This window comes from Rhodocyclaceae bacterium, assembly GCA_020248265.1.
Classification (GTDB): Bacteria; Pseudomonadota; Gammaproteobacteria; order Burkholderiales; family CAIKXV01; genus CAIKXV01.
Genome location: JADCHX010000002.1, coordinates 207,646 through 231,422, shown reverse-complemented (window position 1 = coordinate 231,422; position 23,777 = coordinate 207,646). Strand labels below are relative to the sequence as shown.

The following is a 23,777-nucleotide window of genomic DNA, read 5'->3' as shown; positions in this document are numbered from 1 at the left end:
GGTCGTGCAATGCAAAACTCAAGACTTGACCCCTACCCCTGTGACGCCTACCCCTGATCCCTACCCGCCCGGCCCGATGCCCGGTTGCCTATCCGGCCGGAAACGGCCATAATCAAAGGCTTGCCTGAATTCTGAAGTTTTCCGATCGGGCAGAGCGGTACGCACATCCGAAGATATCCTTGCCTCACCGGCGTCGCATTCCGGGAGGCCCTACAGCCCACAAGGAGAATCAATGCGACATTACGAAGTCGTATTCATCGTCCACCCGGACCAGAGCGAGCAGGTTCCGGGCATGGTCGAGCGTTACAGCACCCTTATCACCAGCAAGGGTGGCCTCATCCATCGTAAGGAAGACTGGGGCCGGCGCCAGCTGACGTTCCCGATCCAGAAGATGCACAAGGCGCACTACCTGCTGATGAACATCGAGTGCGACCAGGCCACGCTCGACGAACTGGAGCACGCGTTCAAGTTCAACGATGCGGTGCTGCGCCACCTTACGGTCAAGATGACCGAAGCGGTGACCGCGCCCTCGCCGATGATGCGCGAGCCGAAGCCGTCTGCGGAAGGCCGGGATCGCGACCGCGGTGATCGTGGGGATCGGCCGCGCCGCGAGGGCCCGCGCGACAGCGCCCCGGCACCGGCGGCTGCGCCGGCCGAGGCTTCGCCTGCGCCGGCTGCCTGAGTGCAGCGCGCGAACGCTTCCATCAACCATTGATCGAGGACCGGAGCGGAGGCCGACACTGAACCGGACCGTCATCTCGGGGCGCATCGTCGAACGCGACACGTTGCGCCATACCCCCGGGGGACTGCCGATCGTGCGCTTCTGCATCGAGCATCAGTCGATCCAGGTCGAGGCCGGCAGCGAACGCGAAGTGGCTTGCAGGGTGAATGCGGTGGCCGTCGGAGACATTGCAGCACGTGTCCCGGCCGCCGGCAGCGATGAGCAGGTGGCGGTGCGCGGTTTCCTGTGCCGTGCCGGGTTGAAGGATGAACGCCTGGTGCTGCATGTGGAGGGCCTGAAGATGGCGCCGCTCCCGACCACAACGTCAGTCGACAACGTCAAACCAACATTTTCGGAGTAACAGACATGGCATTCGGAGCCCGAGGCCGCGGAAAAGGCAAGGACGACAAGAAGAAGAAGCGTGGCGGGCGGTCGCTATTCCGCCGCCGCAAGTTCTGCCGCTTCACCGCGGAAGGCATCAAGCAGGTCGACTACAAGGACATCGACCTGCTGAAGGACTTCATCAATGAGAACGGCAAGCTGATCCCGGCGCGGATCACCGGCACCAAGGCCCATTTCCAGCGCCAACTGTCGGTTGCGGTCAAGCGCGCGCGTTTCCTCGCGCTGCTCCCGTTCACCGACCTGCACTGAGAGGCCCGCGATGCAGATCATTCTCCTCGAAAAGATCGTCAACCTCGGCCAACTCGGCGACGTGGTGAAGGTTAAGGACGGCTACGCCCGGAACTTCCTGATCCCGACTGGCAAGGCCAAGCGTGCGACGCCAGCCAACCTGAAGGAATTCGAAGTCCGTCGCGCTGAACTCGAGCGTGAGTCGGAAGCCCAGCTGGCGGCTGCGCAGGCGCGCGGCCAGCAGCTCGAAGGCATGACGGTGCAGATCCGCCAGAAGGCGGGCGTCGACGGCAAGCTGTTCGGCTCGGTCACCCCGGCCGACATCACGGAAGCGCTGCGCAAGAACGACTTCCCGGTCGAGCGGACGATGATCCGCATGCCCGCGGGTCCGCTGAAGACCATCGGCGACTTCCCGGTCGTCGTGGCGCTGCATACCGACGTGCATGTGTCGATCACGGTGTCGGTGCTCGGCGAGTAATGTAATGCGCTGCCAGCCTGCGGGCTGGCGGTACAAAAAAGGGTCTCTTCGGAGGCCCTTTTTCGTTGGTTGGCAGCGTTGAGCGGACGTCGTCGGTGCGGTTGCGCCACGGCTGTCGGTGATAAGCTTTCGTCATGATCCAGATCGTTTCCGCAGAGGCATCCGACAGCGAACTGGCGGCCGTGCGCCACGCACCGCACTCGATCGAGGCGGAGCAGTCGGTGCTCGGCGGCCTGCTGCTCGACAACAACGCATGGGAGCGCATTGCCGACCTGCTCGGCGAGGGCGACTTCTACAGCGCCGACCACCGGATGATCTACAGGCATCTGGTCAAGCTGGTCGACGAGTCGCGCCCGGCGGACGTGATCACCGTCGCCGAAAGCCTGGAGCGCAACGGCGAACTCGCCAGGATCGGCGGGCTGCCCTACCTCTCCGCCCTTGCCAACAACGTGCCGACCGCGGCCAACATCCGGCGCTATGCCGAGATCGTCCGCGAACGATCGCTGATGCGCGAACTCGCCCGGGTCGGTACCGAGATCGCCGAGTCGGCCTATGCACCGAGCGGGCGTGCGGCGAAGGTGCTGCTCGACGAGGCCGAAGCCAAGGTGCTGGCCATCGCCGAGGCGGGCAAGCGTACCTCGCAGGGCTTCCTCGACCTGAATTCGCTGGTGGCCGAGGTGGTCGAGCGTATCGATCTGCTGCATGCGCGGGGCGACAGCAGCGATGTCACCGGCGTGGCGACCGGCTTCGCCGACCTCGACCGCGATACCTCGGGCATGCAGGCCGGTGACCTTATCATCGTCGCCGGTCGTCCCAGCATGGGCAAGACCGCGCTGGCGTTGAACATGGCTGAGCATGTCGCGCTGACCGAGAAGCTGCCGGTGGTGATCTTCAGCATGGAGATGTCCGGTACTCAGCTGGTGATGCGCCTTATCGGCTCCTCCGGTCGCATCGACCAGCAGCGGCTGCGCAGCGGCCGCCTCGAGGATGCCGACTGGCCGCGTCTGACCAGCGCGCTCGGTGCGCTTACCCAGGCACCGATCCTGCTCGACGAAACCGGCGCACTTACCCCGCTCGACCTGCGCTCGCGCGCGCGGCGCGCCGCACGCAGCTTCGGTGGCCGGCTGGGCCTGATCGTGATCGATTACCTGCAACTGATGAGCTCCAGCGGCAGCGAAAACCGGGCGACCGAGATTTCCGAGATCTCGCGTTCGCTCAAGGCGCTGGCGAAGGAACTGCAGGTGCCGGTGATCGCGCTGTCCCAGCTGAACCGCAGCCTGGAGCAGCGGCCCAACAAGCGGCCGGTGATGTCCGACCTGCGTGAATCGGGTGCGATCGAGCAGGATGCAGACGTGATCCTTTTCATCTACCGCGATGAAGTCTACAACCCCGACTCTGCCGACAAGGGGACGGCCGAACTGATCATCGGCAAGCAGCGTAACGGCCCGATCGGCACCGTGAAGCTAACCTTCCTCGGCAAGCACACGAAGTTCGAGAACTTCGCTCCGGTACCCGGGCGGTTTTGAAGAGTGGGGGTGGAAGAGTGCCGGGGTGGGGTCAGGTCTTGAGTTTTGCATTACGTGCAAAACTCAAGACCTGACCCCACCCCGCAAAACTCAAGACCTGACCCCACCCCGACCTGCTCCCACCCTTCTCGGCCTGTGCCGCCGCAGCCCTGGCTAGAGTCGTTCGCCCGCGAAGTCGGCCAGGCGCGACCGCTCGCCGCGGGCGAGCGTCACGTGCCCGCCGTGCGTCCAGCCCTTCATCCGGTCCACCACGTAGCTGAGGCCGGAGCTGCCTTCGGTGAGGTAGGGCGTGTCGATCTGCGCGATGTTGCCCAGGCAGACCACCTTGGTACCCGGTCCGGCTCGCGTGATCAGCGTCTTCATCTGCTTCGGTGTGAGGTTCTGCGCTTCGTCGATGATCAGGAACTTGTTGAGGAAGGTACGGCCGCGCATGAAGTTCAGCGACTTCACCTTGATGCGTGACCGGATCAGGTCGCGCGTGGCGGCGCGCCCCCAATCGCCGGCATCATCGTCGGTCTTGTTCAGCACTTCGAGGTTGTCCTCGAGGGCTCCCATCCACGGGTTCATCTTCTCCTCCTCGGTACCGGGCAGGAAGCCGATGTCCTCGCCGACCGGCACCGTCACCCGCGTCATGATGATCTCGGAGTAGAGCCTTTCGTCGAGCGTCTGTGCGAGCCCCGCCGCGAGCGTGAGCAGCGTCTTGCCTGTGCCAGCCTGGCCGAGCAGCGTGACGCAGTCGATCTCCGGGTCCATCAGCAGGTTGAGAGCGAAGTTCTGCTCGCGGTTGCGAGCGAGGACGCCCCACGTGCTGTTCTTCTGGTGCGAGTAGTCGCGGATGGTCTGCAGGATTGCGGTGTTGCCCGACTGCTCCTTCACGAGCGCATGGAATGGCCGGTCGGATTCCATCCAGACGAACTCGTTCAGGGCGAAGGCAGTGCACAGGGGCCCGTGAACCCGGTAGAAGGTGCTGCCGGCCTGCTGCCAGGACTCCATCTCCTTGCCGTGCTTCTCCCAGAAGTCGGCCGGCAGTTCGCGCACGCCGGTATAGAGCAGGTCGGTGTCTTCCAGCACCTTGTCGTTGAAGTAGTCCTCGGCGGCGAGTCCCAGCGCGCGCGCCTTGATCCGCATGTTGATGTCCTTGCTGACCAGGATCACCTGCCGGCGCGCGTTGCGCTCCTGCAGCGCCTTTACCACCGCGAGGATCTGGTTGTCGGCCTTGCCGCTGGCCGGGATCGAGGTCGGCAGCGTCGCTTCCAGCGCCTCGGTCTGCAGCATCAGGTGGCCGGTGCCCTGCCGTATACCGGTATCGGCAAGCGGGATACCCGCGCCGAGATCGGCACCGGGCGAACGTGCGATCACCTCCTCGAGGTAGCGGCTGGCCTGCCGCGCGTTGCGCGCGACCTCCGTCATGCCCTTCTTGTGATCGTCGAGTTCCTCGAGCGTGATCATCGGCAGGAACACATCGTGTTCCTCGAACCGGAACAGGCTGGTCGGATCGTGCATCAGCACGTTCGTGTCGATCACGAACAGCTTGGTCGAATGCAGCCTGGTGACGCTGGTCTGTCCGACAGGCTTGGTGCGCTGGATCATCGGTTCTCCCGGGGTTGGGGCACGGCGTGGCAGGGCACAAACGACACGCCCCCGACGGCAAAGCCGCGGGGGCGTGGAGGAATGCAGGGTGAGGGGCGCGTCGGATCAAGATTGACGGCTGCGGCGGGTGCGGCACGCCGGCGGGCAGGGGCGTACTGTCATCGGGTATCCGTCACCTTGGAAGCGCCAACCCGGGAAGTGTTCCTGAGGGTATCGATTCCGATCAGCCTACTTCAGGGTGCCTACGAATGCCAGTACCTCGTCGACATGACCCGGAACCTTCACGCCGCGCCATTCGCGCGCGATCGTACCGTCGGCCGCGACCACGAACGTGCTGCGTTCGATGCCGCGAACCTGCTTGCCGTACATGTTCTTCAGCTTCATCACGCCCCATGCCGTGCAGGCAACCTCGTCCGGATCGGACAGCAGGTCGAACGGCAGGCCGAGCTTCTCGCGGAACGATGCGTGCGACTTGAGGCTGTCGCGCGAAATGCCGACGATAGTGGCGCCGGCTTGCCCGAACCCCTCGTATTGGTCGCGGAAGCCGGAGGCTTCGGTGGTGCAGCCCGGGGTGTTGTCCTTCGGGTAGAAGAACACCACGACCGGCGCGCCGCGGGTGGCGGAAAGGTCGAAGGTGCCACCATCGGTGGAGGGCAGCTTTAGCGCGGGGGCTTTCGTCGCGGGCATGTTGTCTTCTGGAGGTTCCGGCAAAGACGAGAGTATGCCCGACGAACATTACAGCGGTCGTACCGGCGGGGGCAATCCGTGCCGTCCGTTCAGCCTGCGCCGGCCGGCAGCGCAGGCTGGCCCTGCTGCGTGATCACGGCGCGGTCGCGCGTCCAGCGATAGTCCGGAGCAGGCGCGCCGGGCGACAGGAAAGCCGGCCCCTGCAGTGCGAGCAGGCCGCTGCGGCCCGGTACCTCGCCGAATACCACTTCGTGGTGCGGCAGCTGCTCAGGCTCGAGATCGTCGCAGTAGTCGCGAAGCGACAGCACTTCATAGCCCTGCGCCTTCCAGCCTGCCAAGAGGCGTTCGAAGGCCGGTGCCAGTTTCTGTCCCTCGAGCTCGGCGTGTAGCGTGTAGACATGGCCAGTGGCGGGGCGCTCGGCGTCGGTCAGTGCCAGCAGGCGGTCCGCGACGTTGTCGGCGGTGATTCCGTCGCGCCCGATCATTTCGTCCAGCGTGGGCAGCGTGGTCGGGATCTGAGGGCAGGCAATCAGCTCGGCGTTGTATGTCGGCAGGAATGGATGGGTCCCGCGGGTGTCGGAACTGTAGCCGAAGGACAGGCGCTGGGTATTGCGCAGCGCATGCACGTTCATCTGCCAGCCGGCTGCGCCATGCGCGCGTGCCGGTGCCCCGAAAACCTCTTCGAAGCGATCGCAGGCCCGTTGCATCTCGGCTCGCGTCCATGCGTCGTCCGCGAGCGCCAGCCGGTCCTGCCAGCGGACGTGGTCCCAGCAGTGGATGCCGCATTCGAAGCCGGCGTCGCGTACGGCCTGCATCTGTTTGCGGCAACGCTCGCCGATGTCGGGGCCGGGAAGCAGGGTCCCGTAGAGCAGCGTGCGCAGCCCGTAGTGTTCCAGGACCGACGTGCGCGACACCTTGCGCATGAATCCGCGGCGGAACACGCGCCGCACCGCGCGGCCGGTGTGGTCCGGTCCCAGGCTGAACAGGAAGGTCGCTCCGGCACCGTCGCGCCGGAGCATTTCGACCAGGCGCGGCACCCCCTCGCGCGTGCCTCGGTAGGTGTCGACATCGACTTTCAGCGCAAGCTTCATCGGTTGCCGCCAGCCAGCTCACGATGCGCCTTGCCTCGACGATACAGGGGCGGCCGGCGCCTCAAGCCTGCGCCTGCATATCCTCGCAACAAGCGCCGCATCAGGCGCCGCCGTTGGTGTCGACCAGGTTCAGCCGCTTCGTGCTGCCCAAGCATTCGCGATACTTCGCCGTCGCGAGCGTCTCGCGCCGAGTGGATGCTCGCCACGCCGGCGAAGGTATCGTCGTCGATGTCGGGGCGGGTAAAGGGAAGGAAGTCCATCGAATCCCTCGATGATAACAGTGCGAGCGCCGGGCCTGAGGCAGCGGCGATCGAAGATGAAAGCGCCGAGCGGTAGCCACAGGCGGTTGCGCGGCACGCGCAGTGCCGCCAGGCGAATCGCGTTACGGCTGTTCCGTGCCTGTCGGCGCGGCCAGTGGCAGAGCGAGAATGCGCTCGACCGCCGCATCAACCGAAGCGGGGTCCACGCCGGCGAGTTCCACGACCGGTGCGTCGACATGGCTGCCGTAATTGCGGAACATCGAGCGATCGTAGGCGGCGTCGTAGTGCTCTTCCAGGAGGCTCGCGACGAAGCGCGTCCAGTCGCGGGTTTCGGCCAGCGATTGCCACTTGGCGAGGGTTTCCGCGGAATGCAGCGCGCGCAGGCACTCCAGGCGTGCCAGCAGGCGCGGAGTATCCTCGACGAGGTGCCGGTACTCGTCGATCAGCAGCCGGGTGCGTGTGTCCACCGAGGCATCGATCATCAGCGTGGGGGCCGCGCGCATGCGCGCGATAAGGGCATCGGGCACGTGCAGTGCGCCGATGCGCTTGCTTTCAGCCTCGACGAATACCGGCCGCGACGGGTCGAACCCGCGCAGCGCATCCCACACCGACGACTCGAAGCTCTTCTGGGAGGGCTGCGGTTCATCCGGCAGGCCGCCCAGCACCGACCCGCGATGGCGCGCGATCGCTTCCAGGTCCAGCACCTGGGCGCCCCTGCCAGAAAGCTCGCGCAGCAGCCGGCTCTTGCCGCAGCCGGTGCGGCCGCAGATCACGCGCCAGGCGAGGCCGTGCGGCAACTGGTCGAGTTGCTCGAGGACGCTGCGCCGATAGCTGCGGTAGCCGCCCTCGAGCTGAAGCGCTGCCCAGCCGATCTCACGCAGCACATGCGTGAACGCCCGGCTGCGCTGGCCGCCCCGCCAGCAATAGACGAGGGGCGCCCATTTCCGGGGATGGCCGGCGAAGGCCTCTTCGACATGGCGCGCGATGTTGCGAGCGGCCAGCGCGCCCCCGATCCGGCGCGCCTCGAATGCCCCCTGATGCTTGTACATCGTGCCGACGAGCGCACGCTCGAGGTCATCGAGCACCGGGCAGTTGATCGCACCGGGCACATGGTCCTCCGTGAACTCCGCGGGCGACCGGACGTCGATCACCGCATCGAAACGCGGCAGATCAGCGAGGGCGGTGCTGGTGGAGATGACGGGATCGTTCAAGGGGGCGACAGGACAGGACCGGGATTGCCGGTCGGATGCGCGAAACGAAACCGGCCCGGGACGCAGGTGGCCGTGGTGCATGCGCAGGGCTGGCGAAGTGTACACTCCCCCCACACCCGAGCGCCTGTCGAGAAACGCACACATGAGTACCCCGTCCGAAGCCGATGCCCGCCCCGTGCGCCTGAGCGAACTGTCGCACGGCGGCGGGTGAGGCTGCAAACTCACGCCGGCGGTGCTGAGCGAAATCCTTGCGGCGTCCCCTGCGACAGCAGCGGTCACGCGCGCCTTCCCGAACCTGCTGGTCGGCCGCGAGTCGAGCGACGATGCAGCGGTGTATCGGCTGAACGACAGCCAGGCGCTGATCGCGACGACCGATTTCTTCATGCCGATCGTCGACGACCCGTTCGACTTCGGACGGATCGCCGCGACCAATGCGATCTCCGACGTCTACGCGATGGGCGGCACGCCGATCATGGCGCTCGCGCTGGTCGCGATGCCAGTCGCGAAGATCGGCGCGGCGGCGGTGCAGCGCATACTGGCCGGTGGCGAGGCGGTGTGCGCCGCGGCGGGCATCCCGATCGCCGGTGGCCACAGCATCGATTCGGTGGAACCGATCTACGGGCTGGTCGCGCTCGGCCTGGTGCATCCGTCGAAGGTCAAGCGTAATGACCAGGCGCGCGACGGCGATGTCCTGGTGCTGGGCAAGGGGCTGGGCGTCGGGATCCTCAGTGCGGCACTGAAGAAGCAGGTTCTGGATGAGGCCGGCTATGCGCGGATGATCGCCAGCACCACCCAGCTCAATGCGATCGGCGCCGAACTGGCGGCACGCGACAGCGTGCATGCGCTGACCGATGTCACCGGCTTCGGCCTGCTCGGCCATGCCCTTGAGATGGCGCGCGGATCATCGCTGGTCGCATGCATCGACTGGCCATCGGTGCCGGTGCTGCCCGAGGCGCTGCCGTTCGCCGAGCAGGGCTTGGCGACAGGGGCCTCCGGTCGCAACTGGGAGAGCTATGGCGCGAACGTGACATTGCCTGCCGCGATGCCTATCTGGCAGCGCAACCTGCTGACCGATCCGCAGACCAGCGGCGGGCTGCTGGTGGCGTGCGATCCGTCGACCGCCGATGCCCTGGTAGAGGAGATGCGCGCTGCCGGCTTCGAATTCGCCGCTCGCATCGGTCGGCTGCAAGCCCCGGCGCCCGGGACGGTGCCCGGGCGGGTGCTGGTGCGCTGAGGCGCGGCGATCGCGCTGGACAGCCGGTACAGCCAGCGCGATCAGCGGGCTTTCAGTACATTGCGGATCTCGGGCCACAGCGTATCCAGCATCAACGGCTGCGCAGCGACGGTTGGGTGGATGCCGTCGGGCTGGAAGAAATCGCGCTTTTCGGCGAACGGTTCCAGGATGAACGGCACCAGCGGCGTCTTCGTGTTGCGAGCCGCCTCGACGAACACCTGCCGGAACTTCTCGCCGAACGTACGGCCATAGTTCGGCGGCAGCCTCACGCCGACCAGCAATGGCCGGGCATTGGCTTTCCGGCTGGCTGCCACCATGTATTCGAGGTTGGCTCGCGTGGTATCCAGCGATACGCCACGCAAGCCATCGTTGCCGCCGAGCGCAATCACCACGGCCTGCGGGCGGTGGCGAGCGAGTTCGGCATCGATGCGGTTTCGGCCACCGAGCGTGGTTTCGCCGCTGATGCTCGCATTGACAACCTGCCATCCGAGGTTTTCGGACTTCAGGCGGCGTTCGAGCAGGGCGACCCAGCCCGAGCCTTGCGGCAGTCCATACTCGGCGGACAGGCTGTCGCCGAACACCATCAGCACAGGCGCGGGGACGGCCGATGCCGCGATCGCGGCGGGCGCGGCGGACGGCAGCGAACACAGCAGCACGGGCAGCAGCGCAACGGCAACGTGGCGCCAGCGTACCGCAGATCGGATCGACGACAGGACGGATGACGGGATGGATGACGGGATCGACGACAACAAGCGGCACGCTCCGGCTCTGAAGGTATCCGATCTTACTAAACGGGTCGCCACCGGCGAGTCATCGCTGCTCATTCTGTCCAGCGTCAGTTTCGAAGTCGAGGCGGGCGCGTCGGTCGCCGTGCTCGGCGCCTCCGGGTCCGGCAAGACTACCCTTCTCGGGCTGCTTGCCGGGCTGGATACACCGAGCGAGGGGCGGGTCGAAGTCCACGGAGAAGACATCTTCCGGCTGGATGAAGACGGCCGGGCCGCGCTGCGCCAGCGGCTGATCGGTTTCGTCTTCCAGTCGTTCCAGCTTCTGCCGGCACTGACCGCACTCGAGAACGTGATGTTGCCGCTCGAACTGGCCGGGCGTTCGGACGCACGGGAGCAGGCGCTGCCGCTACTGACGCGGGTGGGCCTCGCCGCCCGCGTCGGCCACTACCCGAAGCAGTTGTCCGGTGGCGAGCAGCAGCGGGTGGCGCTCGCGCGTGCGTTCGTCACCCGGCCGAAACTGCTGATGGCCGACGAGCCGACCGGCAACCTCGATGCAGCCACCGGCAGCGGCGTGATCGAACTGATGTTCGAACTCAACCGGGAGCAGGGCACGACCCTGGTGCTGGTCACCCATGACGAACAGCTGGCCAGGCGCTGCAGCCGCCGGCTGCGCATCGCGGCGGGCGAACTGGTGTCCGATGAGTCCGATGCACCGATCCGGGCCGGGGGGATTGCCGATGCTGCGTCCGGCAACTCGGCGGCGTCATCCGCATGAAGGGCATGCTCATGCTGTCGGCACGACTGGTTGCGCGCGACTGGCGTGCCGGGGAACTGAGGGTGCTGGTCGCCGCGCTGGTGATCGCGATCGCCGCGGTGACCAGTGTCGGCTTCTTCTCCGACCGCGTGCGGCTGGCACTGATCGAACAGGCCAATGCACTGCTCGGGGCAGACCTGATCGTCGTGTCCGACCGCCCGCTCGCGCCGCTGCTCGTGCAGGAGGCGACGCGTCTGGGGCTGGCGCAGGCGCCAGTACTGCGCTTCCCGAGCATGGTAGTAGTCGGCGAGCGTGCCCAGCTGTCCGAAGTACGCGCCGTCGGCGACGGCTATCCGGTGAAGGGTGACATCGCGCTGTCGCCGCGCAACCTCGAGCCGGCGGTGGCTACGCGCGGCGTCCCCGCGCGGGGCACAGTCTGGGTGGATACCCGGATGGTGGCGCTGCTCGGCGTCGACGGTGGTCAGTCGGTCGATCTCGGCGATCGTTCCTTCACGATCGGCGGCGTGTTCGAGCGCGATGCCGAGGCCAGCGTCGGCTTCCTTTCGATGTCGCCGCGGATCGTGGTGAACGCGCTCGACCTGCCGGAAACGGGGCTGGTGCAGCCGTCGAGCCGGATCAGCCACCGGTTGATGCTGTCTGGCGCGCCCGCCGATATTGCGCGCTACCGGGCCTTCGTCGCGCCGCGCCTGGCACCCGGGCAGCGGGTCGAGGATGTGCGCGAGGCGCGCCCTGAACTGCGCAGTGCGATCGAGCGCGCGGAGCGTTTCCTCGGTCTGGCTGCGCTGGTCAGCGTGATACTCGCCGGGGTGGCCGTCGCGCTGGCCGCGCGACGGTTCCTGCAGCGCCATCTCGACGCCTGCGCGATGATGCGTTGCCTGGGTGCGCCGCAGCGGCAGATGATCGGCCTCTACCTCACCCAGTTCCTGCTGCTCGGCGTGATCGCCAGTGCGATCGGCTGTGCGATTGGCGCGGCCGGGCAGCAGGTGCTGGTTCAGTTGCTCGGCTCCCTCGTGTCGTCGGCACTGCCGCCGCCCACGCCATGGCCGGCGGTGAAGGGAATGGCCACCGGCGTCGTCCTGCTGCTGGGCTTCGGCCTGCCGCCGCTGATCGCGCTGGCCTCCGTGCCTACACTGCGCGTGCTGCGGCGAGACCTCGGCGCGCCCGGGCGCGGCAGCCTTCTGTCCTGGTTCGCGGCGTTCGCCGCGATCGGCTCGATGGTGATGTGGGAAGCCGCCGACCTGAAGCTGGGCTTCGCGATGCTCGGCGGAACGGTCGTGATGGTTTTGGTGTGCGCGGGCTGTGCGTGGGTCGCGATGCGTGGGGCGGGCCGTCTTCTCGGCGGTGGCCGGGGGCGCGGCGCGTTCACCTGGCGCTATGGCATCGCGAACCTCAATCGCCGTGCACTGGGCAGCATCGTACAGATGACAGCGCTCGGGCTGGGCCTGATGGCACTGCTGCTGCTGACCCTGGTCCGAGGCGAACTGCTGGACAACTGGCGACGGTCGCTGCCCGCCGACACGCCGAATCAGTTCCTCGTGAACATCCAGCCCGACCAGGTCGATGCGGTACGCGCCTTCCATGCGCGGGAGGGGCTCGCGACACCGAGCGTACAGCCGATGGTGCGCGGTCGGCTGGTTGCGCTGAACGGCCGGCTGGTACAACCATCCGATTACGCCGATGAGCGCACGAGGCGGCTGGTCGACCGCGAGTTCAACATGTCGTTCATGGCAGACCTGCCCACCGACAACCGGATCCTCTCGGGGCGCTGGTGGACCCCGGCCGACAAGGGCGCTTCGCTGCTCTCGTTCGAGCAGGGCATAGCCGAGCGTATCGGCATCCGGCTGGGCGACACGGTCGTCTACGACGTTGCCGGAACGCGCCGGGAGTTCACGGTGGCCAGCCTGCGCCGGGTCGACTGGGATTCGTTCCGGACCAACTTCTTCGTGGTCGCGTCCCCGGGCGCGCTCGATGGCCTGCCGGTCAGCTACATCACGGCATTCCGCCTCCCGGAGGGGCGCGAGGGCTTCACCAATGCGCTGATCAGGGAGTTCCCGAACCTGCTGGTGATCGATGTCGCCTCGATCCTGTCCCGGGTACAGGCGATGATCGAGCAGGTTTCGCAGGCGGTCGAGTTCCTGTTCCTGTTCACGCTCCTCGCGGGGCTGGTCGTGCTCTATGCGGCGATCGCCTCGACCCGGGACGAGCGCGTGTTCGAAGGCGCGATCATCCGTACGCTCGGCGGTTCCCGGCACCAGCTGCAGGTAGTACAGCTGGCCGAGTTCACCGCGATCGGTGCGCTGTCCGGGCTGGTGGCGGCGTTCGGTGCGAGTGCGCTCGCCTGGGCGCTGGGCCGCTTCGTGCTCGGCGTTCCATTCACCTTCGATCCCTGGGTGTGGGTATCCGGGCTCGCCGGCGGCGCAGTGCTGGTCGGCGCAGCAGGTTGGGTGGGCACGCTCGGCACGACCCGTGCGCCACCGCTGGCGACCTTGCGCCGGCTATAGCGGGCGCAGTCGCATGAGATGGGACTCGCAGCTCGCTTTGCTATACTGGCATCGCCATGTCCCCAGCGATGCCCGCGATGATGATCGAAGTCCTGCTCGCGCTGCTCGCGCTCTTCGCGCTGGTCGCGTTCACGTGGCTTGCGCTCAAGCTCGGGCAACTGCAGCGGTCGCTTGCGCGCGCGCCCGACGCACTCGCGACGCTGCTCGACGAGAAGCATCGCGCGATGCTGATCGACCTCAACCAGGCCCTTGCCGGTTCCACCGATCGCCTGTCGGTCAGTCATGCGAAGCAGGCCGACCTCGTCCGGACAGCCGTGTCCCAGGAACTGCAGCAGACACGCGAGTCGATCCAGATCCTGCAGCTCGCGCAGGGGAGGGATCTTGCCGCCAATCGCGAGTCGATGGTGCAGCGGCTGGCCGAAATGTCCGCTGGCGTGCAGTCGCGGCTCGACGGCATGCGTACCGAGACCCTGACCCGGCTGCATGAAACGCTCTCGGCGCAGGGCAGGGCGCAGAGCGAGTCCGCGCAATCGATGGTGCGCAACCTGACCCAGCAACTGGTGACGCAGGTCGATGCCCTGTCGAAATCGGTCGAAGGCCGGCTCGGCGAGATCAGTGGCAAGGTCGGCGAGCGACTGGACGACGGCTTCAAGCGGACCAACGAAACCTTCGCCAGCGTGATGGCGCGCCTGGCCACGATCGACGAGGCACAGAAGAAGATCGACGGACTCACCACCAACGTGGTCAGCCTGCAGGAACTGCTCGGCGACAAGCGCTCGCGCGGCGCTTTCGGCGAGGTGCAGCTCGAGGCGATCGTGCGCAACAGCCTGCCGCCCGGTGCATTCGAGATGCAGTGCACGCTCTCCAACCATGCGCGTGTCGACTGCCTGCTCAGGCTCCCCGAGCCGACCGGCACGGTCGCGGTCGATTCGAAGTTTCCTCTCGAGAACTACCGGGCGGGATTCGCAGCCGACCAGCCGGAAGCGGAACGGCAGGCAGCGCTGCGCCGCTTCAAGGTCGACGTGAAGAAACATATCGACGACATCGCCGAGAAGTACATCATCGGCGGCGAAACCAGCGACGGGGCGGTGATGTTCGTGCCGGCCGAAGCGGTGTTCGCCGAGATCCATGCGCACCACCCCGAACTCGTCGAGCACGCGCAGAAGCGGCATGTCTGGATCACTTCGCCGACGACGCTCATGGCCATCCTGAACACCGCACGTGCCGTGATCAAGGATTTCGAGACGCGCCGGCAGGTTCACGTGATCAAGGACGCACTCTCGAAGCTTGCGCGCGATTTCGAACGCTTCGATCATCGCATGCAGCAGCTTGCGAACCATATCCGCCAGGCAAACGACGACGTTCAGCAGGTTCATGTGAGCAGCCAGAAGATCACGCACCGGTTCCGGCATATCGAGCAGGTCGACATCGAGCGCGCACTTGGCAGCGAGCCAGTCGTGCCATTGCCGGGTGGCGTGGCGCCGGAACCGCTGCCGCAGGCTTCGCCGATGTCGCCGGTCGCGCCGGGCGGGGCCTGAGCATGGATCGCCGGGCCGTCCTTGCAGCCGCCGCTGCGCTGGCCTGCGCTGGGCTGCTCGGCGCGTGCAGCGCCCCCGATCCCGATCGGATCGCGCGCGAGCGCGAGGCCGCGGAGGCTATCGACAAGGCGGCTGCGCGCCTCTACAAGCGGCCGTTCGACGTGATCTGGGGCGCGTTGATGGCCTCGGCCGCCGAGCGCCGGATGACCGTCGTTCAGGCGGATGCGGGCAGCGGGGTGATCGAACTGCGGCATGGCGCGACGTCCACAAGTGCCGGCGAACGGATCGACATCCGGGTGACCGGTACCGTGGAGCAGGCAGTTCGCGTGGAGATCCGCTCGCAGCCACTGGTCGCTGTGTCGCTGCCGCGCGACTGGCAGCGGGTGCTGTTCGGCGATCTCGAGCAGAAGATCGCGCCGCGCCGGCAGCCCTGACCGATGTTCGGTCTGGACGGGTGGCTGCGCCGTCGAACGCTGGCCCGAGCAGCGATCGACGATGACGCATGGATGGTTGCGGTCGCCCGTTGTCGGGTGGCAGATCACCTCGACCCGGCGGCGACCGGCCGTTTGCGCGAACTGGTCACGCTGTTCCTCGATCGCAAGCAGTTCACCGCTGCCGGGGGCCTGGAGCTGGACGATGACATGCGTCTGGCGATCGCGCTGCAGGCTTGCGTACCCATCCTCGAACTGGGCATCGACAGCTATGCGCCATGGATCGAGGTGATCGTCTATCCGGGCGAGTTCATCGTCGAGCGTGAACACGTGGATGAGGCCGGCGTCGTGCATGAGGTTCGCGAGCCGCTCTCGGGCGAATCGTGGGCCGGAGGACCGGTGATCCTGTCCTGGGCCGATGTCGAGGCCGCCAACCCGGACGAGCCCTACAACGTCGTGCTGCACGAATTCGCGCACAAGCTGGACATGCTGGACGGCGCGGCCGACGGCATTCCACCGTTGCACGCCGGCATGAACCGCTCGGCATGGCACGCTGCGTTCAGCGAGGCCTTCGACGATTTCGTCGACCGTGTGGAGCGGCTGGAACGGCTCGAGTACCGGGTCTCCCGGTCGAGGCGCCGGATGGCCGTACCGGATGTACTGGATCTGTCGTCGCTTGACGGACAGTGGGCTGCGCTGCCGCTCGACCCTTATGCAGGCCAGGACGCCGCAGAGTTCTTCGCCTGCGCCAGCGAGGCATTCTTCGAAGCCCCGAACCGTCTCCACGGTGCGTATCCGAGCGTGTACGGACAGCTGGCCGACTTTTATCTGCAGGATCCGCTCGGCAGGGCCCTTCCGGACTCAATCTTTCCGGCAGAAAGACGATAACGGATGCTGGCTTCGTCGGCGGTGCAGGAACGCTGCCGACGTCCGAGCCGGATTGCCTACTGACCCTCACCAGATGATGCAACGCCCGATGTCCGACGGATGGTTCAAACGTCTCTCGACGCAGACCCTTTCGAGAGTCCTCTTCGCGTTGCTGCTGGCCCTGGTAGTGGTCACCGGCATCAGCATCGGGCACTTTCAGGGGCAGTCGCGCGTGGCGGAGGGCCACGCAGCCGTTCGGCTGGTGGCCGCGTCCCGGGTCGAGGCGACGATGGCACTGTCGCGCAACCGCAGCGATGCGCTGGGCGCGGTCATTGCCGGCCCGACGGCGCCCGCGCGTGCCGCAGCGGAGCACCGCCTTGCGATGATCACCGGGGAGTGGCAGTCCGCGATCCTCGCACTGCGCGCCCCGTACGAAGCCGGTACCGATGCGCTGCTCCCGCACGAATTGTCCGCTGCGGTTCGCCGGGTGGCCGATCTGCAGTCGGGCGTACTGCAGGCACTGGCCCGCAACGACGTCGCCGGTGCGCAGCGGATCTATGTCGAGCGTGAGATCGAGGCCGAGAACGCGCTGCAGTCGTCGATGGGCCGCCTGGCCGACAGCTACCGGATCGGCGCCGCAGCGATCGCTGCGGAGACGGCTGAACGTACACGCCGACTCTTCCTGCTGTTCGCCGCTGTCGTCGTGCTGGTCATCGTCGGCATCGGGATTGCCGGCCATGCGCTGATCCGGCGCACCCACCAAATCGAATCCGACCTGCATCGTGCGCGTTCGAGGTCCGACGTGGCGCTGCATTCGATCAATGACGGTGTGATCACCGTCGATGGCGAGGGTCATGTCGAATTCATGAACCCGATCGCCGAGTCGTTGACCGGATGGCGGAGCGAGGATGCCCGGAAGCGCCCGCTGGCAGATGTCTACATTCTGATCGACGAGCGCACGCGCGAGGTTCAGTGCTTCGAGCCATGGCGTGCTGCGGTGGTTCCGCAGCGACGTCACGAGGGTGAGACGCCCCTGCGCCTGACCTCGCGAGACGGTACCGAGGTGTCGATCCGCCACTCGTTCTCGCAGGTGGTCGACCCGGCAGGAGACATCGGCGGCGCGATCATCGTGTTCCACGACGACACCAGCCTGCGCACGCTCGCGCAGCAACTGTCCTGGCAGGCGAGCCACGATGCATTGACCGGGCTTGCCAACCGGCGGGAATTCGAGCGGGCGCTGAGCGACCTGTTGGCTTCCTCGTCCGGTGGCCACAAGACCCACGCGCTGCTCTACATCGATCTGGATCACTTCAAGGCTGTCAACGACAGCAGCGGTCATGCGGCGGGGGACGAACTGCTGTGCCAGCTGACCAAGGTGATGCAGGCACAGATGCGCGCGAACGACGTGCTGGCGCGGCTTGGCGGCGACGAGTTCGGAGCGTTGCTCGATTCCTGTCCCGCTGACCAGGCCATGCGCATCGCCACTGCGCTGCACGACGCGGTGAACGCTTTCGTCTTCGTCTGGCAGGGACGTCGGTTCAAGGTGGGTTCCACGATCGGACTGCTGCCGATCGACGCCGGAAGCGGGTCGGTCGCGCAGGTGATCGCCGCCGCCGATGCGCTCTGCTACCAGGCGAAGTCGGAAGGACGCGACCGTATCCGCGTGTACCGTCCTGACGGAGACGAAGGGCGCCGCCGATCCTCGGATGCGCGGATGATCACCCGGATCAGCGAAGCGTTCGAGAGTGGCCGCTTCGTGCTCTACGCGCGCCCGGTGTCGCCGCTGCGGGCGGAACTGGCGGGCAGCGATCATCGCGACGTGATGGTGCGCATGCTCGATGCCGACGACAACCTGCTGGCTCCATCCAGCTTCTTGCCGGCTGCCGAGCGCTACGAACTGCTCACCTCGATCGACCGCTGGGTATTGCGCACGCTTGCGGTGCACCTGTCGGAGCGGCAGTCGCGCGACGACGGACGTGCCGTACGCCCGCTGCGCCACAGCGTGAACGTGTCCGCCCGAAGCCTGCAGGACCCCGAGTTCCGGGCCTTCGTATTCGGCCTGATCGACAGCCACCGGTTGCCGCGCGGCCAGCTCTGCCTGGAGCTGACCGAAGTCGGTGCAGCGGCCAATCTCACGCGCATCGCCGAAGGCATGCAGGAACTGCACGCGGCGGGCTGCAGCTTCGCACTCGATGACTTCGGCGCCGGCCTTTCCTCGTTCGCGTTCGTGCGCCACCTGCCGATCGACTACCTGAAGATAGATGCTGGTTTCGTGCGCCACATGATCGACGACCCGATGGATCACGCGATCGTCGATTCGATCGTGCGCATCGGCCACGCGCTGGGCATCCGCACCATCGCGCAGGGCGTGGATGACGCCGATATCGCGGAGAAGCTCTGCACGATGGGCGTCGATTACGCACAGGGCAACCAGTACGGCAGCCCGCGTCCGCTGGTGGAGGGCGTGCCTCGCCCGGAACGGGCCACGCCGATGCATGCACCGCCGCTGGCGCCGCAGTCGTTCACCCTCGGCGGCGATGCATCGGGCAAGAGCGTTCATTGATGCCGCGCGGCCGGGCTGTCGTTTCGCCGCCTGTCGTCTCGCTTGCGGTGAAGCGCGGCATCGGAGACACTGACTACGGTAAGCTGAATCGTAACAGGAGCTGCCGCGATGACCGAACGTCTGATCCTCGCTGCCGATATCGGCGCGACCAACACCCGCGTCACGGCTGAATCGGTCTCCTCCTGTTCACCGGTGCATCAGGCGGTCTACCGCAATGCCCAGCACGCGTCGATTGCTGACATCCTGGTCGAGTTCATGGCATCGCCCGCGGTCAGGACGGCTGGCGGCGATTTCGCGAGCGCGGCGCTCGCGGTTGCCGGACCAACGGACGGACTGCATTGTCGGATGACGAACCTGTCCTGGGACATCGATGCGCGCGACCTCGCGCAGCGGCTGTCGCTACCCTCGGTGCGGTTGCTGAACGACGTACAGGCTGCGGCCTATGGCGTCGGTCAGATCACCTCGGCGCAACTGGAACGGTTGCAGGCCGGCAGCGGGGTACCTGGCGCGCCGCGGTTGGTGATCGCCCCCGGCAGCGGACTGGGCATCGGATTCGCGATGAGCCAGCCGTCGGGATACCTCGCTTATCCGTCCGAAGCCGGCCATGCGGACTTCGCTCCCTGCGACGAGATCCAGCTCGAACTGCTGCAGCATCTGCGCGGGCGTTTCGGCCATGTCTCGTGGGAGCGCGTGGTGTCGGGTCCCGGCCTGGTCAGCATCTTCGAGTTCCTGATCATCCGCAAGCATGCGACCGTGACATCCGACATCGTGCAAGACGTGGAACGGCGCGGCGGACCGGCAGTCACCGAGGCGGCGCTGGGTGGCAGGCATGTGACGGCACGCAATGCGCTGTCGATCTTCCTTGGGGCCTATGGTTCGCTCGCGGGAAGCCTGGCGCTGACCCTGATGCCGCGCGGCGGCATCTTCCTCGCCGGCGGCATCACCCCGCAGATCGTGGACGCCATGAACGATGGCATCTTCATGCAGGCGTTCCTGGCGAAGGGGCGCTTCGGCGATCTGCTGACGCAATTCCCGGTCAGCGTGGTGCTGGGGCACAACCCGAACCTCCTCGGCGCCGCGATGATTGCACGGCACTTCGCGAGCTGACCCGGAGCTACGCGGCCGCGTTCAGGTCGGTCCGGCCTACACGGACAGCGGATGGAAGCAGGCGACCAGCCGACCGCCGGGCAGTGGCTGTGCGATCGGGTCCGAGGTGGTGCAGCGTGGTTGCACGCACGGACACCGGCCGGCAAACCGGCAGCCGGCCGGCAGGTCTACCGGACTCGGTATCTCTCCGCGCAGGGGGGCGCGCAGCGGGCGGTCGAAGCGCGGGAAGGAGTCCAGCAGGCCGCGCGTGTACGGATGCGCCGGTCCCTGCAGGATCGCGTCTACCGGGCCGGTCTCGAGGATCCGGCCGAGGTACATCACCGCGATCCGGTCGCACAGGTAGCTCGCCACGCCAAGGTCATGCGTGACGAAAACCAGCGTGACCCGAAGTTCGGCCACGAGTTCGCGCAGCAGGTTCAACAGCGATGCCTGCACCGATACATCGAGCCCTGCGACGGCTTCGTCGGCCATGATCACCCGCGGCTGCTGCGCCAGCGCGCGCGCGACCGCCACCCGGCGTACCTGCCCGCCGGATAACTGGTGCGGATAGCGTACCGCGACCGACGGCGGCAGCCCGACCCGCTCGAGCAGTTCCGACACGCGCCGCGGGATGTCCTGTGCCGGATACAGCCGGTGCACCCGGATCGGCTCGCCGACGATATCGCCGATCGTGAATCGCGGATTCATCGAACCGCGGGCATCCTGGTAGACGAATGCCACCTCGCGTGCGAAACGCGGCCGGTCGCGGGCCAGGACCTGCTGCAGGTCGCTGCCATCGTAGAGCACGCGTCCGTCACCCGGTCGATCAAGCCCGAGCAGCAAGCGAACGAGCGTGGATTTTCCCGAGCCGCTTTCGCCGACCAGCGCGACCGAACTGCCCTCCTCGATGTCGAGCCGTACGCCGTCGAGCGCGCGCAGTTCGACCGGGCCATTGCGGCCCTTGCGCAGCGTGAAACGCTTCTCGACGTCCAGCACAGAGAACACCGGCAACCTGTTTCCGTTCATCGAATGGCCTCCGTCAGGCATGCCAGCAGGCGATCCTGCGCGCCCCATCGTTCACCAGCGGCGGCGTCTGCGCGCAGCGGGCGCTGGCGCGCTCGCAGCGCGGTGCGAAGCGGCATCCGCCTGGCAGCTCTTCGAGTCCGGGCACGGCGCCCGGTATGGGCACCAGGGCATCGCGCTCGCCGAGTTCGATCGAGCAGGCGCGCAGCGCACGCGTATACGGGTGCCGGGGATCGGCGAACAGTTCCGCTGCCGGCGCTTCCTCGACCACCTGGCCTGCATACAGAACGACCACGCGGTCGCAGACCTGGGCGGCGAGGGCGAGGTCGTGCAGCACGAAGATCGCACTGGCGGAGCGCGCGCGTACCCGTTCCAGGATCAGTTCCATGATCTGTGCCTGGATCGTCACGTCGAGCGCGCTGGTCGGCTCGTCGGCGATCAACAGCTGCGGGTCGCAGGCGAGCGCCATCGCGATCATCACCCGTTGCTGCATGCCGCCAGAGAGCTCGTGCGGGAATGCATCGAGCCGCAGCGCAGCCTCGCCGATGCCGACGCTCTCCAGCAGCTCGATCGAGCGCTGCCGCCGTTGCTCGCCCTGCAGTCCGAGGTGGCGCGAGAGCGGTTCGGCCAGGTGCGCCCCGACGGTAAAGCAGGGATTGAGGGCTGCGGTCGCATCCTGGAATATCAGGCCGATCCGGTTGCCGCGCAGCCGGCGGTACTCGGCCTCGGGCAAGGTGGTGAGCTCCGCGCCATCGAACCGGATCGAGCCGCGCAACGCGACCTGCGGCGCGCGCAGCAGGCCGATGATCGCCAGCGCGATCGTCGACTTGCCGGCCCCGGACTCGCCGATCAGCCCGATCGTCTGTCCGCGGCCGAGGGTGAACCCGACGTTGTCGAGCACCTCTGCCTTGCCGCGCGCGAGGCTGAACGCATCGAGGGAGAGCAGGGTGGTGTCTGCCATGGTGTCCATCAGCGAGCCTCCCCGCTGCGCGGATCCAGGGCATCGCGCAGGCCGTCGGCAAGCAGGTTAAGAGCGACCAGCAGGATGGCGAGCGCGAGGCCGGGGATGCCGGAGATCCAGGGGGCCATCGTGATGAATGCCCGACCTTCCGCGATCATCAGTCCCCAGTCCGGCGTCGGTGGCACCACGCCCACGCCAAGGAACGACAGCCCGGACTCGAGCAGGATCGCGATCGACACGCGGATGCCCGCCTGCACCACGATGCCGGGCGCCACGTTCAGCAGTACGTGGCGCAGCACGATCTCGCGCATCGGCACGCCCATCAGGCGGGCTGCCTCGACATACGGCTGGGCGCGCACCTGCAGCACGTCGGAGCGGACCGTGCGCGCGAACGGCCCGACGAACGAGAGCGCGAGCGCGTAGATGAGGTTGTCGACGCCTGGCCCCAATACTGCGAGGAATGCCATGGCCAGGATCAGCTCGGGGAACGCGAGCAGGCCGTCGACCACGCGCATGATCGCCCATTCGATCCGCCCGCCCGCGAGGCCGGCGATCAGTCCGAGCGCGACCCCGGCGACCATCCCGAGCAGCACCGACCCGAAGCCGATGGCCAGCGCAAGCCGCGCGCCGTAGAGCAGTCTCGAGTAGATGTCCTGTCCGAACGAATCGGTACCGAGCCAGTGTGCGGTCGACGGCGCCTGCATCGCTGCTTCGACCGCCTGCGCCACCGGGTCGTGCGTGGCGAGCCAGGGTGCGAACAGCGCTGCGAGTACATAGGCCAGCACGATGCCCATTCCCCAGCGCGCGCTGCGCTGCGCCCATATGGCCGACCAGCCTTCGGCGAGGGTGCCGCCGCGTGTCGCCGGCACGGCCGGCACCTGCATCGACGGGTGCGCGCTCATGCAAGCCGCCGCAGGCGCGGATCGAGCCAGGTATAGAGCTGGTCGACCACCAGGTTGACGACGACGAACAGCAGGCCGCTGAGCATCACGCCGGCCTGCACGACCGTGTACTCGCGGTTGAGCGTTGCCGCGGTGATCATCATGCCCAGGCCCGGCAGCGCGAATACCACCTCGGTCATCACCGCGCCGCGCAACATGCCGCCCAGCTGCAGGCCGATGGTCGTCGTCAGCGGCATCAGCACGTTGCGCATCGCATGCACCCATACGACGCGCGCCGATCCCTCGCCGCGTGCCCGGGCAGCCAGGATGTAGTTGTGCCCGAGCACGTCGAGCAGGCTCGCGCGGGTCACGCGTGCGATCAGGCCGATATACCAGGCGGCCAGCGTGATCGCTGGCAGTGTCAGGTACCAGAGCCCTTCGAGCAGATTCTCCCAGGGCGCGACGAAGCCCAGCGTCGGGAACCAGCCGAGACCGACGCCGAACACCCAGATCAGCACGATCCCGAGATAGAAACTCGGAAAGGCATTTCCGAACACCGCGACGCCGGTCGCGCAGAGGTCCATCCAGGTATCGCGCTTGAGTGCGGAGAGCACGCCCGCCGGAATGCCGACGAGCAGCGCCAGCACCAGCGCATACGCGGCGAGGCAGAGGGTGACGGGGAGCGCCTGCATCACTGCGAGCCGGAAGATGTCTTCGTTCGACACGAACGAACGACCCCAGTCGCCGGTGACGAAGCTGCCGAGCCAGGACGCGTACTGGGCCGCCCACGGACGGTCCAGGCCGAGCTCGGTGAACAGCTTGTCGTAGGAGTCCTTGTTGTAGTCGGACCCGAGCATCAGCGATACGGGATCGCCTGGCGCGAGTTTCAGGAACACGAAACTCGCGACTGAGACGAAAAACAGCACCAGGGCGGTCTGGCCGACCTGCGCGAACAATCTGTTGAGCATGGGTGACGGGGACGCAGCGCCGCCAACAGC

The 23,777-nt window shown here is 67.0% G+C and carries 22 protein-coding genes; 13 read left to right on the top strand and 9 right to left on the bottom strand.

Going from position 1 to position 23,777, the window contains the following annotated elements; genetic code table 11:
* The first annotated feature begins 232 nt into the window (after positions 1-232).
* From rpsF to dnaB, 5 genes are all read left to right on the top strand, one after another.
* Complete coding sequence (gene rpsF, locus ING98_01930) at positions 233-682, top strand: 30S ribosomal protein S6 (GenBank protein MCA3100609.1); 450 nt, start codon at positions 233-235, stop codon at positions 680-682.
* Positions 585-1,082, top strand: coding sequence for a primosomal replication protein N (priB, locus tag ING98_01925; protein ID MCA3100608.1), 498 nt, complete (start codon positions 585-587; stop codon positions 1,080-1,082). Before rpsF ends, priB begins: the two co-directional genes overlap by 98 nt.
* A 5-nt stretch (positions 1,083-1,087) precedes the next feature.
* On the top strand, positions 1,088-1,372 hold the full coding sequence (locus tag ING98_01920; protein MCA3100607.1) for a 30S ribosomal protein S18: 285 nt from the start codon (positions 1,088-1,090) through the stop codon (positions 1,370-1,372).
* Between the two features lie 10 nt (positions 1,373-1,382).
* Positions 1,383-1,829 (top strand): 50S ribosomal protein L9, encoded by a 447-nt coding sequence (locus tag ING98_01915; protein MCA3100606.1) that lies wholly within the window; start codon positions 1,383-1,385, stop codon positions 1,827-1,829.
* A 134-nt stretch (positions 1,830-1,963) separates the two neighbouring features.
* The gene (gene dnaB / locus ING98_01910; GenBank protein MCA3100605.1) at positions 1,964-3,355 is read left to right on the top strand and encodes a replicative DNA helicase; all 1,392 of its coding nucleotides are present in this window, start codon (positions 1,964-1,966) and stop codon (positions 3,353-3,355) included.
* A 153-nt stretch (positions 3,356-3,508) separates the two neighbouring features.
* On the opposite strand, the gene ING98_01905 is transcribed toward dnaB, so the two are convergent.
* The 4 genes from ING98_01905 to mnmH all read right to left on the bottom strand — a co-directional run bounded on the left by ING98_01905 (position 3,509) and on the right by mnmH (position 8,275).
* Positions 3,509-4,945 carry a PhoH family protein gene (locus ING98_01905; GenBank protein ID MCA3100604.1) on the bottom strand — a complete coding sequence of 479 codons (1,437 nt, stop codon included), beginning with the start codon at positions 4,943-4,945 and terminating at the stop codon, positions 3,509-3,511.
* A gap of 228 nt (positions 4,946-5,173) precedes the next feature.
* Positions 5,174-5,632 carry a peroxiredoxin gene (locus tag ING98_01900; GenBank protein ID MCA3100603.1) on the bottom strand — a complete coding sequence of 153 codons (459 nt, stop codon included), beginning with the start codon at positions 5,630-5,632 and terminating at the stop codon, positions 5,174-5,176.
* Positions 5,633-5,721: 89 nt separating this feature from the next.
* Positions 5,722-6,723 carry a 4-deoxy-4-formamido-L-arabinose-phosphoundecaprenol deformylase gene (locus ING98_01895; GenBank protein MCA3100602.1) on the bottom strand — a complete coding sequence of 334 codons (1,002 nt, stop codon included), beginning with the start codon at positions 6,721-6,723 and terminating at the stop codon, positions 5,722-5,724.
* Between the two features lie 382 nt (positions 6,724-7,105).
* Positions 7,106-8,275: a tRNA 2-selenouridine(34) synthase MnmH gene (mnmH, locus tag ING98_01890; protein MCA3100601.1), complete on the bottom strand. Its 1,170-nt coding sequence runs from the start codon at positions 8,273-8,275 to the stop codon at positions 7,106-7,108.
* 61 nt (positions 8,276-8,336) lie between these two features.
* Between mnmH and selD the strand changes: the two genes are divergently transcribed.
* A complete protein-coding gene (gene selD / locus ING98_01885; protein MCA3100600.1) occupies positions 8,337-9,428 on the top strand; it encodes a selenide, water dikinase SelD in 1,092 nt (363 codons plus the stop codon).
* A gap of 41 nt (positions 9,429-9,469) precedes the next feature.
* Here selD and ING98_01880 read toward each other — a convergent pair whose 3' ends face one another.
* Positions 9,470-10,252 (bottom strand): arylesterase, encoded by a 783-nt coding sequence (locus ING98_01880; protein ID MCA3100599.1) that lies wholly within the window; start codon positions 10,250-10,252, stop codon positions 9,470-9,472.
* On the opposite strand from ING98_01880, the gene ING98_01875 reads away from it, so the two are divergent.
* From ING98_01875 to glk, 7 genes are all read left to right on the top strand, one after another.
* The gene (locus tag ING98_01875; protein MCA3100598.1) at positions 10,155-10,928 is read left to right on the top strand and encodes an ATP-binding cassette domain-containing protein; all 774 of its coding nucleotides are present in this window, start codon (positions 10,155-10,157) and stop codon (positions 10,926-10,928) included. The two genes, ING98_01880 and ING98_01875, sit on opposite strands and share 98 nt — an antisense overlap.
* A gap of 5 nt (positions 10,929-10,933) precedes the next feature.
* On the top strand, positions 10,934-13,429 hold the full coding sequence (locus ING98_01870; GenBank protein MCA3100597.1) for an FtsX-like permease family protein: 2,496 nt from the start codon (positions 10,934-10,936) through the stop codon (positions 13,427-13,429).
* Between the two features lie 80 nt (positions 13,430-13,509).
* Positions 13,510-14,967, top strand: a complete 1,458-nt coding sequence (gene rmuC, locus ING98_01865) for a DNA recombination protein RmuC (GenBank protein ID MCA3100596.1) — start codon at positions 13,510-13,512, stop codon at positions 14,965-14,967.
* A 2-nt stretch (positions 14,968-14,969) separates the two neighbouring features.
* Positions 14,970-15,401 (top strand): hypothetical protein, encoded by a 432-nt coding sequence (locus ING98_01860; GenBank protein MCA3100595.1) that lies wholly within the window; start codon positions 14,970-14,972, stop codon positions 15,399-15,401.
* Positions 15,402-15,404: 3 nt separating this feature from the next.
* Positions 15,405-16,286, top strand: a complete 882-nt coding sequence (locus tag ING98_01855; protein MCA3100594.1) for a zinc-dependent peptidase — start codon at positions 15,405-15,407, stop codon at positions 16,284-16,286.
* Positions 16,287-16,374: 88 nt separating this feature from the next.
* Positions 16,375-18,828, top strand: a complete 2,454-nt coding sequence (locus tag ING98_01850) for an EAL domain-containing protein (GenBank protein MCA3100593.1) — start codon at positions 16,375-16,377, stop codon at positions 18,826-18,828.
* A 108-nt stretch (positions 18,829-18,936) separates the two neighbouring features.
* Entirely contained in the window at positions 18,937-19,935 is a 999-nt protein-coding gene (glk, locus tag ING98_01845; GenBank protein ID MCA3100592.1) for a glucokinase, read from the top strand.
* Between the two features lie 36 nt (positions 19,936-19,971).
* Here the strand turns inward: glk and ING98_01840 are convergent, their stop codons facing one another.
* Genes ING98_01840 through ING98_01825 form a run of 4 tightly spaced genes read right to left on the bottom strand, consistent with a single transcriptional unit; the run spans position 19,972 to position 23,747 of the window.
* The gene (locus ING98_01840) at positions 19,972-20,940 is read right to left on the bottom strand and encodes an ABC transporter ATP-binding protein (GenBank protein ID MCA3100591.1); all 969 of its coding nucleotides are present in this window, start codon (positions 20,938-20,940) and stop codon (positions 19,972-19,974) included.
* 13 nt (positions 20,941-20,953) lie between these two features.
* Complete coding sequence (locus tag ING98_01835; GenBank protein MCA3100590.1) at positions 20,954-21,898, bottom strand: ABC transporter ATP-binding protein; 945 nt, start codon at positions 21,896-21,898, stop codon at positions 20,954-20,956.
* 8 nt (positions 21,899-21,906) lie between these two features.
* The gene (locus ING98_01830; protein ID MCA3100589.1) at positions 21,907-22,800 is read right to left on the bottom strand and encodes an ABC transporter permease; all 894 of its coding nucleotides are present in this window, start codon (positions 22,798-22,800) and stop codon (positions 21,907-21,909) included.
* Positions 22,797-23,747, bottom strand: coding sequence for an ABC transporter permease (locus ING98_01825; protein ID MCA3100588.1), 951 nt, complete (start codon positions 23,745-23,747; stop codon positions 22,797-22,799). The genes ING98_01830 and ING98_01825 overlap by 4 nt, the downstream gene beginning before the upstream one ends.
* Between the last annotated feature and the right edge of the window lie 30 nt (positions 23,748-23,777).